The sequence below is a fragment of the Kitasatospora sp. NPDC058218 genome, assembly GCF_042882445.1.
In the GTDB taxonomy this organism is placed as follows: domain Bacteria; phylum Actinomycetota; class Actinomycetes; order Streptomycetales; family Streptomycetaceae; genus Kitasatospora.
Map to the genome: position 1 here is coordinate 1 of NZ_JBHVWC010000073.1, position 18995 is coordinate 18995.

14 protein-coding genes and 2 pseudogenes are annotated in these 18995 nt (G+C 72.3%); 5 read left to right on the forward strand and 11 right to left on the reverse strand.

Translation table 11 applies throughout. The features are described from left to right. The 5 genes and pseudogenes from ACFVYI_RS35490 to ACFVYI_RS35510 form a co-directional block, all read right to left on the reverse strand. Window positions 1–386: pseudogene (locus ACFVYI_RS35490) on the reverse strand (transposase); the annotation flags it as partial. A gap of 415 nt (window positions 387–801) precedes the next feature. Continuing rightward, window positions 802–1272 carry a hypothetical protein gene (locus tag ACFVYI_RS35495; protein WP_387893277.1) on the reverse strand — a complete coding sequence of 157 codons (471 nt, stop codon included), beginning with the start codon at window positions 1270–1272 and terminating at the stop codon, window positions 802–804. Between the two features lie 27 nt (window positions 1273–1299). Further along, a complete protein-coding gene (locus tag ACFVYI_RS35500; RefSeq protein WP_387893279.1) occupies window positions 1300–1722 on the reverse strand; it encodes a cupredoxin domain-containing protein in 423 nt (140 codons plus the stop codon). A 180-nt stretch (window positions 1723–1902) separates the two neighbouring features. Continuing rightward, complete coding sequence (locus ACFVYI_RS35505) at window positions 1903–2745, reverse strand: MerR family transcriptional regulator (RefSeq protein ID WP_387893280.1); 843 nt, start codon at window positions 2743–2745, stop codon at window positions 1903–1905. 113 nt (window positions 2746–2858) lie between these two features. Further along, window positions 2859–3503, reverse strand: coding sequence for a dihydrofolate reductase family protein (locus tag ACFVYI_RS35510; protein WP_387893282.1), 645 nt, complete (start codon window positions 3501–3503; stop codon window positions 2859–2861). A 724-nt stretch (window positions 3504–4227) separates the two neighbouring features. On the opposite strand from ACFVYI_RS35510, the gene ACFVYI_RS35515 reads away from it, so the two are divergent. Together ACFVYI_RS35515 and ACFVYI_RS35520 are read left to right on the forward strand one after the other, a co-directional pair. Next, window positions 4228–4542: a CU044_2847 family protein gene (locus ACFVYI_RS35515; RefSeq protein ID WP_387893284.1), complete on the forward strand. Its 315-nt coding sequence runs from the start codon at window positions 4228–4230 to the stop codon at window positions 4540–4542. A 44-nt stretch (window positions 4543–4586) separates the two neighbouring features. Then, on the forward strand, window positions 4587–8810 hold the full coding sequence (locus ACFVYI_RS35520) for a hypothetical protein (RefSeq protein WP_387893286.1): 4224 nt from the start codon (window positions 4587–4589) through the stop codon (window positions 8808–8810). 435 nt (window positions 8811–9245) lie between these two features. Here ACFVYI_RS35520 and ACFVYI_RS35525 read toward each other — a convergent pair whose 3' ends face one another. Beyond that, complete coding sequence (locus ACFVYI_RS35525) at window positions 9246–9803, reverse strand: hypothetical protein (RefSeq protein ID WP_387893287.1); 558 nt, start codon at window positions 9801–9803, stop codon at window positions 9246–9248. A 450-nt stretch (window positions 9804–10253) separates the two neighbouring features. Between ACFVYI_RS35525 and ACFVYI_RS35530 the strand changes: the two are divergent. Next, a pseudogene (locus ACFVYI_RS35530) lies at window positions 10254–10760 on the forward strand (alpha/beta fold hydrolase); the annotation flags it as partial. Window positions 10761–10823: 63 nt separating this feature from the next. On the opposite strand, the gene ACFVYI_RS35535 reads toward ACFVYI_RS35530, so the two are convergent. Beyond that, a complete protein-coding gene (locus ACFVYI_RS35535) occupies window positions 10824–12077 on the reverse strand; it encodes an alpha/beta hydrolase family protein (protein WP_387893289.1) in 1254 nt (417 codons plus the stop codon). A 951-nt stretch (window positions 12078–13028) separates the two neighbouring features. Here ACFVYI_RS35535 and ACFVYI_RS35540 point away from each other — a divergent pair. After that, complete coding sequence (locus ACFVYI_RS35540) at window positions 13029–13892, forward strand: hypothetical protein (protein WP_387893291.1); 864 nt, start codon at window positions 13029–13031, stop codon at window positions 13890–13892. Between the two features lie 558 nt (window positions 13893–14450). Here the strand turns inward: ACFVYI_RS35540 and ACFVYI_RS35545 are convergent. From ACFVYI_RS35545 to ACFVYI_RS35560, 4 genes are all read right to left on the reverse strand, one after another. Then, entirely contained in the window at window positions 14451–14621 is a 171-nt protein-coding gene (locus tag ACFVYI_RS35545; RefSeq protein WP_387893293.1) for a hypothetical protein, read from the reverse strand. A 210-nt stretch (window positions 14622–14831) separates the two neighbouring features. Then, the gene (locus tag ACFVYI_RS35550) at window positions 14832–16079 is read right to left on the reverse strand and encodes a PrsW family intramembrane metalloprotease (RefSeq protein WP_387893295.1); all 1248 of its coding nucleotides are present in this window, start codon (window positions 16077–16079) and stop codon (window positions 14832–14834) included. Beyond that, window positions 16076–16741: a hypothetical protein gene (locus tag ACFVYI_RS35555; RefSeq protein ID WP_387893296.1), complete on the reverse strand. Its 666-nt coding sequence runs from the start codon at window positions 16739–16741 to the stop codon at window positions 16076–16078. The genes ACFVYI_RS35550 and ACFVYI_RS35555 overlap by 4 nt, the downstream gene beginning before the upstream one ends. Window positions 16742–16956: 215 nt before the next feature. Next, the gene (locus ACFVYI_RS35560; protein WP_387893298.1) at window positions 16957–17847 is read right to left on the reverse strand and encodes a UbiA family prenyltransferase; all 891 of its coding nucleotides are present in this window, start codon (window positions 17845–17847) and stop codon (window positions 16957–16959) included. 79 nt (window positions 17848–17926) lie between these two features. Here ACFVYI_RS35560 and ACFVYI_RS35565 point away from each other — a divergent pair, with 79 nt between their 5' ends. Next, window positions 17927–18991 carry a type III polyketide synthase gene (locus ACFVYI_RS35565; RefSeq protein WP_387893300.1) on the forward strand — a complete coding sequence of 355 codons (1065 nt, stop codon included), beginning with the start codon at window positions 17927–17929 and terminating at the stop codon, window positions 18989–18991. The last annotated feature ends 4 nt before the right edge of the window (window positions 18992–18995 follow it).

The following is an 18995-nucleotide window of genomic DNA, read 5'->3' on the forward strand; positions in this document are numbered from 1 at the left end:
ACCTTGTCCAGCAGCGTGGTTCCGATGGCGTTGTCGTGCACGCTGGCGGCGACCACCACGACGGCGATGATCAGGCCCAGGACGTCGGTGGCGATGCCCCGTTTGCGGCCCGGGCTCTTCTTGCCCGGGTCCAGTCCGGTGGTGTCTTTGGGTGCGTTCGTCGAGGCCCGCACGGTCTGCGAGTCCAGGACGACAGCGGTGGGGTCCTCGTGACGTCTGCGCATTTCGAGGACCTGCCATCGCATCAGGTCGTGGACGGTCTCGGCGGTGCCGTCGTCGCGACACAGTGCGAAGTAGTAGTACACCGCGCTCTTCGGCGGCAGGTCGTGCGGCAGGTAGCGCCACTGGCAGCCGGTGCGGGCCTGGTAGAGGATCGCGTTCACCAGGAGGTGCTGCACCGCCCGGCCGTGCTGGAGCGGATGCGGCACCTGGTGGCGGAACCCGGCGGGTGGGAGGTCCGCGGCTACCTGCCGGATCGCGGTGCCGCAGCCGTGGTACGGGCGATCGGTCCGCCGGCCGGCTCTTCTTTCGAAGTGGTCGGAGGTGCAGAACTCTTCAACAGCAAGGTGGTCTTCCGCGCCCTGGCTGCCGCCCCCGGTACATCGACTCCGGCGGCAAACTCCGCGCCACCGGCCCGATCGGCGGGCTCGGTACCGGCCGGCCCGGGGCGCGGTGGGGTGGTGGCGCGGAGAGCCAGTCGCGGATCCGGTGACGATCGTGTGGTCGCCGGCCATGGTGCAGGCCTGGGTGTCCTGGAGAAGGGGCCCCGGGCGAGGAGGGCACGGCCGCCGCCGCACTGGCTCAGCCGACGCCCGGGGCGTCCTCGCGACCCGCCGGTTGCCCGTGCGATCCGCGGTGACCGACGAGCAGGGCCGCGAGGGCGACCGCCGCGATGCCCTGGGCCCAGGCGGTGAGGGTCTTGTCGGTGAACCAGACGGGTTCGTACATGTCGGGCAGCGGGCCGAGGGCTCCGACGTCGACGTAGCGGTAGAGCAGGAGCAGGGCGAGCCCGCCGGCGGCCACGGCGAAGGCGTAGAGGTCCCCGAGCCGCCGTCGCCACAGCAGGACGAGCAGGACGGCGAGACCGGCGGCGGCGGCCTCGAACCGGAACAGGGTGCCCTGGCTGATGGTGGCGCCGACGGCGTCGTACCGGCCGGCGAGGTGGAGATGGACGACGGCGTCGACGGCGAGACCGGCGGCGGCGATCAGACGAAGCAGGAGCACGGCGATGTGCCGCTGCCGTCCGGCCGGGGGAGGGCTGGGGGTGGCCACGGTGGTGGGGGTCCTTCCGGGCCAGGCTCAGGAGACGGTGAGGGTGCCGTGCATGAACGGGTGGATGGTGCAGATGTAGGCGTGCGGGCCGGACTGCTGGGGCGCGGTGATAGTGGCGGTGGCGCCCGGGGCGATCGTGCCGGTGTCGAAGCTCTTGTCGTCGGCCGTGAGGGTGTGGGCGGTGGAGTCCTGGTTGGTGACGGTGAGGGTGGCGCCGGGGCTCAGCGTCAGTGCGGCGGGTTCGAAGAGGAAGTTCCTGATGTCGACGTGGGTCGTGCCCTCGGCCGCGCCGGAGGAGGAGCTGCCGGCGGAGGGCGAGGAGGTGCCGACTGTCGCGGACCCCGCGCTCTGGGTCGGCTGCCCGCTGCTGGTCGAGGTGCTGGAGCAGGCGGCGAGGGCCCCGGCGAGCAGCAGGGCGCCGCAGATCCGGGTGAAGGTGGGGACGGCCATGGCGGCGCTCCGTTCGTAGGGAGGGCGCGCGCCCCGCTCGGGGTGGTGGTCGGACGGTGGGCACCCTGCGGCCCGGCCGGATGTCGGGCATTCACGACCCACCTTCGACACCCGGTGGGGAGCTGTCCGGTGGCACGCTCCCAACGGACGGTGAATTCACCCTCCGGGGTGAGTTTCACGTCAGCCGGTGTGGCCGGTCCGAAACGGCACCGCGACATCCACCACGTGCTCGTCCGGACCGGCGTCGGACCAGTTCGGGTAGTAGATCTCGCGGGCGGAGGCGCTCGGGCGCAGACCCCGCTCGTCGAGCCAGGCGGCCAGCGCCTCGAAGGCCCCCGCCATCGTCGCGTATCCACTGAGCCCCTTGCTCAGCTCGGTGTACGCCTGCCGGTGCGCGGGCTCCAGGCGCACACCGATGTGCCCGGCGGGCCCGACCGGGGCGTCGGTCGGAGCGCACACCTCGATCGGGCCGTTGCCGTCCTGGTCGACGACTCCGTGGTGGAGTGCGAACACCGGTCCCGACAGAGGCGCGCCGGCCGCGCGAAGGTGGGCGAACAGCTGCTCCACGGCTTCACCGAGAAACGCCGGCAGGCGGTCCGCCGTCACGTGGTGCTGGACGAAGACGACCTGTTGTTGCCGGACGTCGCGTTCGGCGATCGGGTACAGGGCCGTCGTCCCGCTCGCCGTCGTCGTCCCGTTCAGGAGGCTCTGGAGGCGGACGGCGAGCGGCCGGCGGGCGCGATGCTCCCGGTCACAGCCCTGCCAGTAGGCGGCGACGAGGTCGGCGGCCGGTCCGCCCTCCGCGTCGAGGACGGGCCCGATCAGGCGCAGTGGCATCCCGATGGCCCGCAGCAGGGTGATCAGCCGGGCCTTCTCCACCTGCTCGGACCGGTAGTAACGCACCCGTGTACGGGGGTCGACATGGGCCGGCTCCAACAGGCTCCGGTCCGCGTAGAGCCGGAGCGCCTTGTGACTCAGCCGGCTGCGGGCGGCGAACTCCCCGATGACCATCAGATCTCGCATGTGCCGATCCTCGGCCCTGCCCCAGGGGGAGGCGCAAGCGCGGTGGCGCGGCTCGGGCCCGGACGGGGTCGGCCGGGGGAGACGTCCGCCGCCCGACCGGGCCCGAGCTGTGGTCACTTCCGCCAGAACAGGTGGTGCGTCACCCCGCTCGGGCTGGGCACGACGTCCAGGTGGAACCGGTCGAGCAGCTCGTCGGGGGACTCCCAGAGCCGTACGCCGGACCCGAGCTTCACCGGCGAGACCGCCACGTGCAGGGTGTCGACGAGATCGGCGTCGAGGAACTCCCGAATGGTGCTGGCACCGCCGCCCAGCCGCACGTCCTTGCCCTGCGCCGCCTCCCGGGCCTGGGCGAGAACGGTGGCCGGGTCGCCGTCGACGAAGTGGAACGTGGTGTCGGAGAGCGTGAACGAAGGCCGCTCGTGGTGGGTCAGGACGAACACCGGCGTGCGGAACGGGGGCTCCTCGCCCCACCAGCCGCGCCACTCGTGGTCGCGCCAGGGCCCGCGCTGGGGGCCGAACTTGTTGCGGCCCATGATCTCGGCGCCGATGTTGTGGTCGAAGTCCCGCGTGAGGTAGTCGTCCAGGCCCCGGCTCCCTCCGGGCTCGGTGCGCCTGGGCCAGCTCGCCGTGGCGCCGGCCCAGGCGAACAGCCGCTCGGGATCGACATGACCGAAGGGCCGTTCGAGAGTCTGGTCCTCGCCGGCACCGATGCCGTCACTGGAGACGTTGAAGTTCTGGACTTTCAACAGCTGTGTCACATGGTCCTCCTGTGCTGATCCTCGGGGGGCTCGGGGAGGTTCGCAGGGACTCCCGCGGCCGGCGGGCGGCGCCTGGGCACCACCGCGGCCCCGGGCCGACGTCCCGTCATCCTCTCGACCTCCCCGATTGGTTGCGGATCCACCACCGTCTCATCCGGCACTGACAAACGGTGTCCGGCCGGGCCGTCACCGGCCTCGCAGCCGTCGCCGGCGACACCGCCGTGACCGGTGACGGCGGGTGCTGGACGGCCTCCCGGACCACCATCGACAGCAGCAGCCCGGTGACCAGCCTCACCGCGCTGACCGGCGCCCGACAAGATCGTCGCTCCGGTGGGCAGGGGCTTCGGCCTCGCCGACTGACCCGGCGAAGGATTCGCAGGGCCGGTGCGGCCGGCCCCCGCAGGCCGCCCGGCTCGGTGCCCCGTCCTTCGGGAGCGGCATTGGGCCGGGAGCGGGCGGCCGGGCGACTGGGCGCCCGGCCGCGGTCACGGTGCTGCAGAGGTGCCGCAGAACGCACCGGACCTCCAACGATGGGCTTGGGTCACCCGGTACGGCGCCGAGGTGGTAGACGCGCTACGATCCCGGCCGCAACTTCACCGTTCTCTCCACCTGCGCCAACCGTTCGGCCTACCATGGCCCGGCAGCGGGGCTGAGCGACGTCCAACTGGCAGACGGGTTCGGCGAATTTCCGAAACGGCGTGAAGGCGGTCGTATGTTCCTGAGCGTGCCCTTCGACAATGGCGAGACCTTCGTCGTGGAACTGCCTGAAGGGGAGGGCTCCGGAGTCCTCCGGGCGACCAGGGGAGAGGCGCTGATCGAGTCGTCGGCCGAGACCTTCGAGTCCGGCTTGGCCCGGGTGCGGCAGGTCGCCGGGGCCCTGCTGGAACGGCTGGCCGACCTGCCCAGGCGGCCCGACCACATCCGGGCCGAGTTCGGGATCAAGATGACGACCGAGGCGGGGCTCGTCGTGGCCAAGGCAGCCGGTGACGCGCACTTCACCTTGGAGCTGGAGTGGAGCCGTCGCGAGAGTGACGGGTGAGCCGGTCGCCGGACGGGCCGGATGGTCCGGCCTGGGAGCGCGGGGTGGCACGCGTCCTCAACGGCGGACGCCCGGTGGGGGCGGCCTTCCTGATCTCCGGTCAGCTCATGCTCACCTGCTCTCACGTCGTCGCCGCCGTCGCGGGCCTCCCGGATGACCAACCCCTGCCTGGGGACCTTCCCGTCACCGTCGATTTCCCCCTGCTTCCCGGCTGCCCCGTCGCAGCGGCCACAGTGCACTTCAGCGTGCCGGTGGCCGCCGACAACAGTGGCGACGTCGCTGTGCTGCGATTGGCCGACCGGCCTCCGGAGGGCGCAGTCGCCCTGCGGATCCTGGAGTCGGACCAACTTGCCGGACACCGCTGGCGGGCGTTCGGGTTCCCGAGGTATGCGGGGCCGAACGGCAGCAAGGACGGCGGGATCTGGACCGGCGGCACCATCGAGGGCCGGGAGGGAACCGGCTGGTGGCAGCTGACGTGCGACGCGCACGCCGGTTTCCGGCTGGCCGGCGGATTCAGCGGGGCACCCGTGTGGGACGAGGAGTTCCGCGGCGTGATCGGTGTCGTCGTCGCCGTAGAAGGGGACCAGCGGCGGCGGACCGGCTATGCGCTGACCGTGGAGTCGCTGGCCCGTGAATGGCCGCAGTTGCGCTCCTGGTTGCTGGCCGACAGTCCCTTCCGCGAGCTGCTGGCGTTCACTGAGCAGGACGCGGCGGTGTTCCACGGCCGCGACCACGAGACGCGCCGCCTGCTTGAGCTCCTTCGGGAACAACAGGTCCCGGTACTACCGGTACTCGGCGCCTCCGGAGTAGGCAAGTCCTCGCTGACCAGTGCCGGTCTGCTGGCACGACTCGACGCCCGGGAGTACCTGATCGCCCGGCTGCCCCATGGGCTGCGGATGACCGCCGAGGAGCTGCTCGCCTGGGCACTGGCGTCGGCGGGCGAAGTGGACACGAGCACGCCGCAGTGGTACGACCGGTGGACCGCCCTGGCCCGTCAGCTGGCGGATGAGGACGGACTGCGCACCGCGGTCGAACAGATCTTGGCCCGGCGCGATGGAGTGACCAAGCTACTACTCGTCGTCGATCAGTTCGAGACCCTGCTCGCGGACGCGCCGGAGACCGCGCGCAAGCTGGACACGATTCTGGGCGCCCTGACCGCCCGGCGGACGGACGGCAGCAGGCCGGCCCAGGCCGTCGTCGTCGCCCGGATCGACTTCCTGTCCCAGATCGAGCAACTTCCTGTGCTACGCGCCGCCTGGGAGGCGACCCACGTCGTCGTGCCGCCGATGACTCGGGATCAGCTGCACGCGGCCGTCACCCGCCCGTTGGAGGCGCACGCCGGAATCCGCTACGCCGATGGTCTGGTCGCACAACTGCTGCGCGACACCCCGCCGGGCGCGGCCGCGCTGCCGATGCTGGAGTACACCCTGAGTCAGCTGTGGGCACGGCAGGAGCACGGCGTCCTCGGCGCCGCCTCCTACCAGGAGCTCGGCGGGGTCGAAGGAGCGCTGGTCGGAAACGCGGAGCGCACCCTGTGGGAGTGGGCGGACGAATCGGAGCGCGCGGCGCTGGAAAGGATCTTCATCCAGCTGGTCCGCCCCGCCGAACAACTGGATGCCGGGGAACGAGGCCCAGACACTCGCAGGGTCGCCGATCGCACCCAGTTCTCCGAACCCGACTGGTCGCTCGTCCACCGGTTGGCCAGCACCCGGCTGGTCGTCGTGACCCGCCGTCCGAACGGGCCGGACACGGCCGAACTCGCCCACCAGGCGCTGGTGGAGAGCTGGCCGCGACTGCGGAGCTGGGTCGAGGCCAACCGCGCTTTCCGCGGTTGGCAGGAGCGGCTGCGTCGTGCGTTGCGCGCCTGGCAGGAACAGGGCCGGTCGACCGAGCTTCTCCTGGGTCGGCGAGACGTCGAGGAGGCGAAGCGGCGGATCTCGGATCGTGCGGGCGAAGTCTCCGTAGAGGAAACGGAATTCGTCGCCGCCAGTGCCCGAGCCCAAAACCGCCTCGCCCGCCGGCGCCGCCTCGTCCGGGGCGGCTTCGCCCTCCTGGCCGCCCTCATCGTCGCCGCCTCCGGCCTGGCCTTCCTGAACGCCCGGGCCGGCGGCGAACAGCGGGACCTGGCCGCCGGCCAGCGACTGATCGCGCGTAGTCAGAGTCTGGCCGCCGAGGACCCGGCCGCCGCCGCCCGCCTGGCTCTGGCCGCGCAGCTCATCCACCCGACCGTCGACACCCGGGCCCGGCTTCTCACCGCTGCCGCCTCCCCTTTGATCAGCACGCTCACCGGCCACACCGGCCCGGTGCGATCGGTGGCCTTCAGCCCGGACGGAGCGACCCTGGCGACCGGAAGTGAGGACGCTACGGCGCGGCTGTGGGACGTGGCGGCGCGCCGTCAGATGACCACCCTGCCCGGCCGGAACCTCTATGCGGTGGCCTTCAGTCCGGACGGGCGGACCTTGGCGACCTTCGACTTCGGCGACAAGTCGGTACGGCTGTGGGACACCCGCACCCGCGGCCGGCTGGCCGACCTCGCCGGCGCGATCAGCCCCGTGGTCTTCAGTCCCGACGGACGCACCCTGGCCACCGGCGGCGGCGCCGGGACGGTGCTGCTGTGGGACGTGGCGACCAGCCGTCAGCTGGCCTCCCTCGCCGGCGCCAAGGTCTCGTCGGCGGTGTCGGCGGTGTTCAGCGCGGATGGAAGGACCCTCGCCACGAGCGGCAGTGGTGACCAGCCGGTGTGGCTGTGGGACGTGGCGACGCACACCCAGCTGGCCACCCTCACCGGCCACACCGGCGGGGTGCAGTCGCTGGCCGTCAGCCCGGACGGAAGCACCCTCGCCAGCACCGGTAGCGATGCCACGGTGTGTCTGTGGGACCTGCGGACCCACCAGCAGCTGGCCACGCTCACTGGCCACCGGGGCACGGTGTGGAAGGCGGCGTTCAGCCCGGACGGGCAGACCTTGGCCACCGGCGGTGACGACCGGACGGTGCGGCTGTGGGACGTGGCGGCCCGCCGCGCTCTCGTCACGCTCAACGGCCATACGCTCGACGTGAGTTCGGTGGCCTTCAGTCCCGACGGGAACACCCTGGCGAGCGGCGGGGGCGACAGCACGGTGCGGCTGTGGGACATGCGGGCGGCCCGCCCGTTGGCCACCTTCGCGGGGCAAGGCGGGGCGATGCGCCCGGTGGCGTTCAGCCCGGACGGTCGGACGCTGGCCACCGGTGGCCCGGATCAGCCGGCGCAAGTGTGGGATGCGCGGACCTATCGCCGGCTGGCCGCCCTCACCGGGCAGGGCGGCACGATACTGGCCGTGGCGTTCAGCCCGGACGGGAGGACGGTGGCCACCGGCAGCGACGACCGGACGGTATGGCTGTGGGACGGGTGGACCCACAACCCACTGGCCACCCTTACCGGCCACACCGGTCTGGTGGGCGCGCTGGCCTTCAGCCCGGACGGGCGGACCCTGGCCACCGGCAGCTACGTCGACCAGACGGTGCGCTTGTGGGACGTGCCGTCCCACCGCCACCTGGTCACCCTCGGCAACACGTCGAGCCCCGTGGTCTTCAGCCCGGACGGCAACACCCTCGTAACCGGCGGCGGCCTCACCGCGCCCACGGCGAAGCTGTGGGACGTGCGGACCCACACCCAGCTGGCTACCCTCACCGGTCACACCGCGCTGGTGGGGTCGGCGGCGTTCAGCCCGGACGGAGACCTCCTGGCCACCGGCAGCTGGGACGGCACGGTACGGCTGTGGGACGTGCGGACCCACCAACCGCTGGCCACCCTCACCGGTCACACCGGCTCGACGCAGTCGGTGGTGTTCAGCCCGGACGGCAATACCCTGGCCAGCAGCGGTCGGGACGGCACGGTACGGCTGTGGGACGTGCGGACCCGCGCCCAGCTGGCCGCCCTCACCGGCCACACCGACATCGTGTGGTCGGTGGTGTTCAGCCCGGACGGCAATACCCTCGCCAGCAGCGGTCGGGACGGCACGGTACGGCTGTGGGACGTGCGGACCCACCAACGTCTGGCTGCCCTCACCGGTCACACCGGCGAGGTGTGGTCGGCGGTGTTCAGCCCGGACGGGACGCGACTGGCGACGGCCGGCGGCGATGACACGGTGCGGCTTTGGGAGACCGGAATGTATTCCGGTCTCGATGCCCTCATCGGCAAGGTCTGCGCGATCGCGGGCCGCCCTCTCTCCCCGGAGGAGTGGCAGCAGTACGTGCCCGCCGGGGTGAAGTACCGACGGATCTGCCCATGATCGTCGACGGGCGTCTCACGGCCGGGCACGATCTCCCCGTCCCGGCCGTGTCCGTGCTGCCACTGGCGCCTCGATCCCACCCGCACGGGTCGGAATGCCTGGAGCTCCGCTCCGAGATCCGTGCGGGCCTGGCTGCTCCACCGCCGGGATACTCCCGGATGCCCCTTTGCATCGGGGCTGCGGGAGCTGCGTCGGGGTGGCCCGCCGAGTGGTGGTGCTCACGTCGGCACCGATGCGCCCTGGTGGCCGGACCGGTTCGGCTCACCCGCGATGACCTGAGTCCGAGTTCGCCGGCGTCCTCGCGGAGTCCCCGCCGCTCGTCGGGATGACCGAGGCGATCGGTCCTCCCGGAGCGCACCGACGACGCGGCCGGGGCCGACGCCGTGGTGGTGGCGCCGGCCCCGGCCGCGGTCAGGCGGTCACGGCTCCGGGCGGTCAGCCGAGGGTGAGGCCGCGCTCCTGGGCCAGGGCCTCCAAGCCGTACCGGGCCACGTGTTCCGCGTTGCCGAGGTCGATCGTGCGGACGCCCTCGGTGGCCAGCCGCTCGTTGATCTCATCCAGACGCTGCCGGACGACCTGCTTCTCGGCGTCGGTGGTGCGGCCCTTGTGCGGCCTGCCGGCGTGCTCCGGGCTCGCGTAGTTGACCCGCTCCTTGGCCCCGGCCGGCGGCTGCGACTGGCTGGGGACGGTCGGGGCCACCCGCTTGGCACCGCGCAGCACCTCGGTCATCGGGGTGGCGGAGGCCAGCTGGTTGAACGCCTCGGCCTCCATGACGACCGTCTCCGGTTCGTCGGCGTCCGGGTAGTGGAGCTCTATCGTCACCAGATCGAGCGCGAGTTCCTCCACCGCGGCGAGCTCGCTGCCGAGCGCCTCGATCTCGACCGGACCGTCCGTCAGGTCGGGGTGCTGGCGAACCACGATGCGCACCAGGTCGTCGTCGTTGTCCACGTGTGTGCCGGTCAGGTCCGAGAACCGGATGATCTTCTGGCCCATCTCTACCTCTCTTGACGGCTGCAGTCAGGCGAGAGCCTACGCCCGGGGTGACCAGCGCCGGGTCCGCCGCCGGAGCGGCCGACCACGTCGAGGAGCCGGCGGTCGTTCATCGGATGGTGTGGCGGTTGCGGCGGGGGTCGGTTCTCGGGGCGCTCGATGTCCCCGGACCTGTTCTTACACGCCTTTGCCGCTGCTCTGTCGAACGACTGACCCGTGCCGTGCAGTGTCGTCCTCGCACCGACCGCCGAACAGACGGCCAGACGGAGACGGTGACACGCGCACTCGCGGACACCAAGAACGCACGGAAGGCAGACTGATGACGACCATCACCAGCACCCGGCCCCCGCCCACGCCCGGCACCCGGGTCCGGCGGACCGCCCTGGCCGCCGGTGCGCCCGCCCCCTGGTGGACGGCGAACCGCGCCCGGGGACGGTCGACGTCGCCCACGCCGTGGTCCGCCACACCCGCCCCGGCCCGGCCAAGGGCACCATCGCGCTCAACCCGGGTGGCCCCGGCGAGACCGCCATCAGCCGCGCCGAGCAACTCGCTCAGGCCCTGCGGGACGTCCTCGACGACCACGACCTGCTCCTGCTGGACCCGCGCGGCACCGGCTTCTCCGGCCGGGTGCCGTGCGGGGTCACCGACGCCGACTTCAAGCTCGCCCCGCGCGCCGGTCAGCACGAGGCCGTCGCCCGCTGCGCCGAGCAGTTGGGACCGCGCGCCCGCGGCTACACCAGTGCCGCCACCGCCACCGCCACCGCCGACGACATCGACGCCGACCGGGCCCGCCTGGGAGCCCCCAAGCTGGTCCTGTACGGCCTGTCGTACGGCACCTACCTGATGCCGGTCTACGCCGACCGCCACCCCGAGCGCGTCGAGTCGATGGTGCTCTCCGGTGCCTACCCGCTCGCCTTCGACCCGCTGGCCCGCCCCGGTGCCCAGCAGATCTCCCTGACCCTGCGCCGGATCTGCGACCCCGACGTCACCCGCAGGTGGCGGCCGCTCGCCGCCGCACTGGGCCTACGGGTGGTAGACGACCTCCGGGAAGGCCTTCGTCGGTCCGTTGAGCAGGTTGCCGCAGTGCCGGTTGCGCAGGTGGAGGTCGAAGAAGGCGCGTGGGTAGGCCTGCTGGATGAGGACGCCGCGGTCGGGGTCGATGGTGCCGACCTGGGACTGGATCTGCTGCTCGGTCATGCCGAGCAGCCGGCCCGCCTGGGGGATCAGCGTCATGTTGTCGCCGTACGAGGAGTGCACGGCGCCGGTGGCCTGGACGTCGAGGCGCCAGCCGCGCAGGTGGCCCCAGAAGGTTTCGACGTACGGGCTGGCGGCCCGTGTGTAGGTGGCGGTCATCATCATGAACGGCCGGTCGATGTCGGTGGTGATGGCGGGGTTCGACTCCATCCGGCCGTCCAGGGTGAGGCCGGCGCGGATGCGCTGGTCGGCGACCATGGCGAGGGCGGCGGCGGTGCCGCCCTTGGACCAGCCGGAGACGCCGATGTTCCGCGCGTCCAGGCCGCCGAGCAGGCCGACCGGCAGGGTGCGGCCGTCGACGTCGGGGTTGCGTCCGTTGGCGAGGTCGATGACGCGTTCGAGCAGGAAGAGCAGGTCGGCGGCGTAGTCCTTCGGGGCCAGTCCCGGGGCGACGCCGTCCCGGGTGACGACGGTCCCGTCCGGGAACTCGGTGATGCCGTCGTGGGTGTGGTCGACGGTGACGACGGCGAAGCCGTGGCTGGCCAACTCCTGGACCATGATGGTGTGGTCGGCGCGGTGGCTGCCCGCGCCGTGCGAGTAGAGGACGACGGGCAGCGGCCGGCCGGTCCGGTGGACGGGCGCGCCCTCCCGGCCGGCGGTGAGCGGGGCGAGCGCGGGAGGGAGCGGGAAGCCGACGTCGTCGAGGAAGGCCTTCAGGGCGCCCTCGGTCATCCAGGGTGCGAGCGGGTACACGTCGGCGTTCGCGGACCGGGCCGGGTACCAGACGGTGGCCATCAGCTCGCGGAACCGTCCGGGCCTGGCGTTCGGGTCGAGCCGGGACTCGTCGCGCAGGTGCAGCGGCACCATGCCCACCGGGAAGGGGCCGGTGGGAGCGGGCAGGGTGAGCCGTGCGGGGGAGCCGGTGCCGGTGCCGGAGGAGGCGGGAGCGGGAGCGGCCGAGGCGGTGCGGGCCAGGCCCAGCGGCGCGACGGCGCCCAGGGCGAGGGTGGCGCCCAGCACGCGGCGGCGGGTCAGTCCGGTACGGCGTGCGACTGGCGTGGCGTCCATCGGCGTGGTGTCCATGTGCGGAACGCTGTCACGCGGGGCGGGTGGGCGGCATCAGCCCACCGATTGATCCTCCGTCACCTCGTATCTACATCCCCGGGCTGATGCGGAACGGTGCGGGCGGGGTCCGCTGCGGCCCCGGCCCCGGCCAACGGACAGCCGGAGGAACGGACGAACCCGGGTGCCGGCGGTGCCGGGTCGCGCAGGGACACCTGTCGTCGTCAGCGCCCAGGCTGGTGCGCCAAGTCGGCCACGCGGCACTCGCTGTCCAGCGACGCCGCCCCACCCCGCCGTGTCAGGCTCCTCGGCGCGCGGCCTCGGCTCGTTCATGCCCATCTCCTCCTGCGTCGTGTGTGGTGAGTACAGGCCGCGGGCTGGGTGGGCCGGGACGCAACGGGGCGACACGGGCCCGCTCCCGGCGGTCCGTGGTGCCGGACGTCAGGCGGGGGAGGCGGCGAGTGAAGGGGGTTCGGGGCACCGATTTCACCGGGGCCGCCGGCCCGGTGAGGATGCCGGACCGGCAGACGATACGCCCCTCAGACCGCTGGTCAACCCTGCGCCCGGGACCGGGTTTGACCAGGTCCGGGGCATGCGGACGGCCGTCGTCCCGGGGATGAGGGACGACGGCCGCACCGGGGAGGCCGACTGTTGCCGCTCTACGGGCAGGTGTCGAGGATGGTTGGTGAGCGCGGTCTTCTCGGGTGCGGTGACGGAGAGGCCGTAGACGTGCCTGGTGTCGGCCCAGGCGCGGCTGTGGTGCACGAGTGGCCGGTGGGTGCCAGGTTTCCGGGGTCTTGGCGCGCTTGGGCCAAGGCACGTGAGTTCACGCAATCCTGAGCCTCAAGGGGCTTGACCTCGGACGAGGGTAGCGGCCCGGGCGGTCGTGCGGAGCAAGTCCCAACGCGTTCAGGCAACTGATCGGATGGTGTGGGAGTCCGATAAGGTGACCCGCTGTCTGGGAGGGCGTAGATGAACGACAAGACGCGGAGTCTCATCCCGTGGGTAGTGCTCGTGGCCGCGGTCGGCGGCCTGGTCACCTACCGGAATCCGTGGCTCGACCCGAGCCGATCGGAGCCCCCGGGACCGGCGACCGCGTCCAGGCCCGCCTACTCGGCCTGGCCTCCGGCCCCGGCTCTGCCCACGACCCAGCCGAGGGCGACGGCCGACGCGGCGCTGCCGGGCGGCGGTACGTTCATCGGAAGCCGGTGCGGTGCCAAGGGCTTCCACCACTTCACGCCGCCGGTCACATCCGTCCCCGCTCCCACCGGCCGGGGTGAACGGCGCGGTCGCGGCACACCAGGCCCGCAGCTGGTCCTCGGCTCCTACGGCTTCGGGCGAAACGGGGTCCACGACCAGGGAGAGTTCACCATCGGCCTGCTGCTGGGCCCCGGCACGGAGCGAGTGCTCGAACTGTCGGGCCCGCTCGGCCCGGAGGGTGTGGCCGTGGAGATCGAGGGACCGGAGGGGATCGTCGGTGGCGCGTACGGCCTGCCGGTCACGCTCTCCGACGACGGTGCCAGGTCCCCGGAGGGCAAGATCCGCATCACGCCGGGCAGCGGCGGATCGGCGGTGGCCACGCTCCCCGCGCAGGCGCTGTGCCCGGGGTACGACGGCTTCGCCCTCCAGTCGGTGCTCGTGGCACCGACCGACTCGTCGAACACCATTATCGGCGACCCGCCGTACCGGCTCACCGTCTCCGTCTCCGACCCCGCGGTCGGCGCGCTCCGACGCGCATCCGGATCACCCCTGACCGGCGATGTCCTGAGCGCGGACAACCGGATCCACACGGCGCACGACTCCCCGGCCGACGACCCCGCGAGGGCGGCGGTCTGAGTTCCTCTCAAACCGCCCTGCGCCGTACCGGCGGGGATGCGGCGCGCAGGGCGGTCAGCGGGTGTGGGTGAGGGCGATCGGCTCATTGGTGCAGCCGGTGGCGAGGTCGCGCAGGGTGGCCTTGCAGCGGGGTCGGCGGCGAGGGCCCAGCGGGTGAGGTAGGTGCGCGGGCGGCCGGCGGTCCGCGGCGGCCACTGGGCGATGTCCTGGTCGGCCTTGGAGCGGTTGGAGCGTGTGGTGACGGCGACGAGATCGCGGGGCTCGTCCAGGTCGTTGGCATAGGCCTGGCGCTCCGCGGCACTCCAAGCGGAGGCACCGACTGGCAGGGAGCGTCATTCCAGACGTGCGGTATTCCCGGGCCGGAGCCTCCGGCAATACCTGTCCCGCCCGGCTGCGGGTCGAGCCGGTCGGCCACGCCCGGGGACTGCTGCAGGGCCGGTAGAAAGGGGGCGGCGCCGCCGCAGCCAGGGCGCGGTAGTGGCCGGGGCGGCGCTGCCGGGCTCTTCGAGGGCCGCGGCCGTGGAGGCCCGCTTCTCGATGGTGCCCACAGGTGCGGGGTCAGCGTTCGCCGTCGCCCGGCAGCGGCAGGGGCGCGCGGACGGTGGACCGGGTCGGATGCACCGACCGGCCCGGCTTGGCGAGCTGCTCCGCGGCGCACAGCTCCACGACATGCGACCGCCACTGGTACGCGTCGCGTAAGGCGACGCGGTGCGCGGGCGGTGTGACCACCCCCGTCCGGTCTCCCCGCCGGGTGCGGAGATGCCGAGCGGCGTCGGTGAGGGGGCCGATCGCCCCGCCGACGCCGCTCGGCCGCCTCGGTGTGCCGCATCCTCGACAGCCGCACGGTTCTGCGGTCGTCGAGGATGCGCGGTGGCGGCGTAACTGCCGGTCGCCCCGTTGCCGCCCCGGGCTCAGGGCGTCGGGGCCGGAGCTGGGGGTCTACCCGGCGTTCGGGGTCGCGGTGGCCCCTGTCGTGGCGGGAGTGTGGGTGGCTGCGAGGTCGGCGCGCAGAGCGGTGACGTCCTGGGCGGCGCGGGCGGCGGGGATGCCGGTGCCGTTCTCCTCGCAGACCCGGATCAGGTGCAGTTGGGCGCGCTGGAGCCGGTGGAGGGTGCGGGCGGCCTTGCGTCCGTGGGCCCTGCGCATGTGGGTGCGCAGGTGGCGGCGCTGGTGCAGGGAGCCGAGGGCGTCGCGCTCCTCGGGAGTCATGAGGTCGTCGTCGAGGTAATGGTCGGCGACGGCGCGGATCTGGGTGCCTTCCTCGCGGCCGGCCAGTTTCCACATCAGGTAGCCGGCGGCGAGGATCGGCAGGCCCTTGACCAGGGAGAGGACGACCATGCCGCCCACGCCGCCGCCTCCGACGTCCTGCATCCAGGGGGAGTTCCAGAAGAAGTGCATGGACCAGGCCGGGGCGAACGCGCCGACGGCGACGGAGGTGCGCCGGATCAGGGGTTCGTGGCGGCGGGTGACGAAGTATCCGATGCCGAAGGCGGAGACCGAGGTGTAGAGGGCGTGGCTCCAGATGCCGGTGATCACTCCGCGCACCAGGAACATCAGCCCGACCGGGGCGATCTGGTTGGTGTAGGGGAACTGGATGGCGGTGTTGACCGAGTAGAGGAGGTCCTCGACGATCTGGAAGCCGAGGCCGATCATCGCGCCGACGACCACGACGGAGAGGATCGTCCGGAACTGGGTGCGGGCGATCATGATCAGCACGACGACGCCGAGCAGCTTGAGGATCTCCTCGTTGATCGGCCCGGCCAGCGCCGGTCCCCAGTCCGCGGTGAACTGCGGTCCGAAGAGTTTGGCGGAGATCGACTCAACAGCTGAGTTGACGGGGATCGCCAGGTAGCAGGCCGCGAAGCCGCCCCAGGCGAAGGCCATCGCGAAGCCCAGCGGCGGGTGCTGCTCGAACAGGTCGAGGGAGCGGAAGAACAGCAGGAACGGCACCGCGTACAGCGCCCAGAGCAGGGTGGCGAACACCACGGCGGTCGGCACGACGCGGTAGCCGGTGTAGAAGTTGGACACCATCGAGAAGACGCCGTTGGCGAGGAAGAACAGGAACAGCCAGAACGCGGCGCGCCGGGGCTGGAAGAAGCCGTCCACGCCGAGCGGCGCGCGTTGGTCGACCAGAGCGCCGCCCTTCAGCCTGCGGTGCGCGGTCAGCAGGTCGTGCGGTGCGGTCATGCCCGGGCTCCTGTCCTGACGCTGTCGACCATCTGCTGGAACTCGCCCGCTGCGGAGGGCAGAGCACCGGAGGCGCTCTGGCCGTTGAGCGTGACCACGGCCTTCGCCCCGGGGTCGTAGGCGATCCACAGGATGCCCTCCACGCCGGAGGTGAAGTAGGAGACGCGCACGGTGCCGTGGCTGTCCAGCACCAGCAGGCAGCCGGCCTGCGCGGTGGCCGAGGTGCCGTCCGCGGTGGGCAGGCTGCCGACCACGATCCAGCCGTCCGGCTGGATCGACAGGGCTGTGGTGAGGCCGATGCCGCCGGGGCACGGTCCGGGAAGGTGCGCCGGGTCGATCTGGGCGAACTGGCTGACGTGGCCGTCCGGGCTGATCCGGACCAGGGTGGAGCCGGTGCCCTGCTGGTTGCGCGCGTTGTTGAAGTTGCTGATCAGCACGTTGCCTCGGTGCGGGTCACCGACGCTATGCCGGGCCACGGCGGTGCCGTACGGGTTCACGTCCCCGTTGGCGGGGACGGTGGAGGCCACCGTCGTGACCGTGTTCAGCGCCCCGAGGAACGGCTCGCCGCCGGCGGCTCCAGCCGGTGCCGAGACGCCGAAGAGCATTGCGGCCGCCGACGTCAGGCCGTTTCGGAGCCAGGCCTTCGTACGGTTCCCTACCACCAAAGGAGATGACCTAGAGTCATGTCTCATAACGTCAAGTTGGTTCCGAGGTGGGCGATCTCGAGCGACGACGTCCGCCAAAGGGGGATGCCTCGAAGGAGAGCCAGCGCGGTGGCGGCGGACGGAGTCGTCCTGAGTATGGGCCGGAGGGGCCCGATGGACGCGGAGCGGCTCGGCCTCCATGCCGCGTGTTCGCAATGGAGAGCGATCTCACGTCAGACGAGGGCAGTGCCGCGCAGCAGGAGCAGAGCGACGTCGAGTGCCGCCAGGGCGAGGGTGGCCAGGAAGGGCAGCCGGCTTCGCGGGTCGGCGCGGGCCGGCAGCGCGACGGCGAGCGCCAGGGTGCCGGTAACGGCGAGCGAGGCCCAGCCGACGGCGCCGATCCGCCCGGCCGGCCCCAGGACCAGGACGATCGCCCCAGCCAGCAGTAGGACGGCGGCCAGGACCCGCGCACGGCGTGGCCCGAGACGCTGGGGAAGACCGCGCACGCCGGTCCGCACGTCGCCGTCGATGTCGGGCAGGACATTGGTGACGTGGGCGCCCGTGCCGAGCAGCGCGCCGCCGGCCGTTACCCACCCGGCTGGCCAGGGATGGCCGGGCAGCGCGAGGGTGACGAAGGCGGGCAGCAGCCCGAATGCCGCGGCATACGGCAGCCAGGACAGCGCGGTGCGCTTGACGCCTAGGTTGTACGACCAGGCCGCGGCGACCCCGGTCAGGTGGGCCGCGCCTGCCGCAAGCCCGTTGGCCAGCGACAGCGGGACGCACAGCGCGAGTGCGCACCCGCCGGCCACCGCCACGCTCCGCGGGCGCACCGCACCGCTGACCAGCGGCTTGTCGGCCCGGCCGGTGGCGAGGTCGCGGCGCAGATCGACCCGGTCGTTGCACCAGCCCACCGACAGCTGCCCCGTCAGCACCGCCGAGGCCACCAGTGCGCTTCCCGCAGCTCCCCGCCCCGAGGCGGCGGCCAGCGCGGTGATCACGGCGGTGACGGCGATCGACGGGGCGGCGTGGGAGGCGGCCAGCAACCCCCGGCCCGACCCGCCCACACCGGGACGCGACCGCGCAGCTGTCGCTGCGGGTGCTCGCTGGGCTCCGACTGTGTCCACGGCCTCATGCTAGATCGGGCGAACCGCCGAATAGGGGTCATTTGATGACGAATAGTCATAAGGAACCTATTCTGGCTCGATGACCAGAGTCGCGGCTGTCCACGGGGTGCTCCCTCCGCACCGGTACGAGCAGGGCGAGATCACCGACGCTCTCGCAGCGATGCGCCCGCAGCGGGACGCCGAGCGCGGGGTCCTGGAGCGGCTGCACGCCACCTCCACAGTCGACACCCGCCACCTGGTGCTGCCGCTGGAGAACTACCGCGAGTTGAACGGGTTCGGGAAGGCCAACGACCTATTCATCGAAGCCGGGGTGCAACTGGCCGAGCAGGCCCTGACCGGCGCCCTGGCAACGGCCGCGCTGGGAGCAGAGGACGTGGACCTGGTGATCTCCACCTCCGTGACGGGCATCGCCGCGCCCTCGCTGGAGGCCCGGCTGGCCGGGCGCATGGGCCTGCGACCGGATGTGAAGCGCGTGCCGATCTTCGGCCTCGGCTGCGTCGCCGGCGCCGCCGGCCTGGCCCGGTTGCACGATTACCTTGAAGGCCATCCCGGGCAGGTCGCGGTGCTGCTCTCGGTCGAACTGTGCTCGCTCACCCTGCAGCGCACCGACACCTCCGTGCAGAACATGGTGGCCGGCGCGCTCTTCGGCGACGGTGCCGCCGCCCTGGTGGCCGTCGGCCGGGAGCACCCGCGCCGCCACGAGTTCGCAGGCCCGCAGGTGGTGGCCACCCACGGCCGACTGTACCCAGGCACCGAACGGGCGCTGGGCTGGGACATCGGCGACACCGGCTTCAAGATCGTGCTCGGCGCCGAACTGCCCGAACTGGTCCGCCTGCACCTCGGCGAGGACGTCCGCTCCTTCCTCGCCGAGCACGACCTGAAGCCGCCGGACATCACTGGCTGGGTCGCCCACCCGGGCGGGCCCAAGGTCCTGGACGCCCTGGTGGAGACCCTCGGACTGCCGCCCCAGGCCCTGGAGCTGACACGGCGTTCGCTGACCCAGGTCGGCAACCTCTCCTCCGCCTCGGTCCTGCACATCCTGCGCGACACCCTCGCCCTGCGCCCGCCATCGCCCGGAACGCCCGGTCTGCTCCTCGCCATGGGGCCGGGTTTCTGCTCCGAACTCGTCCTGCTCCGCTGGTAGATCG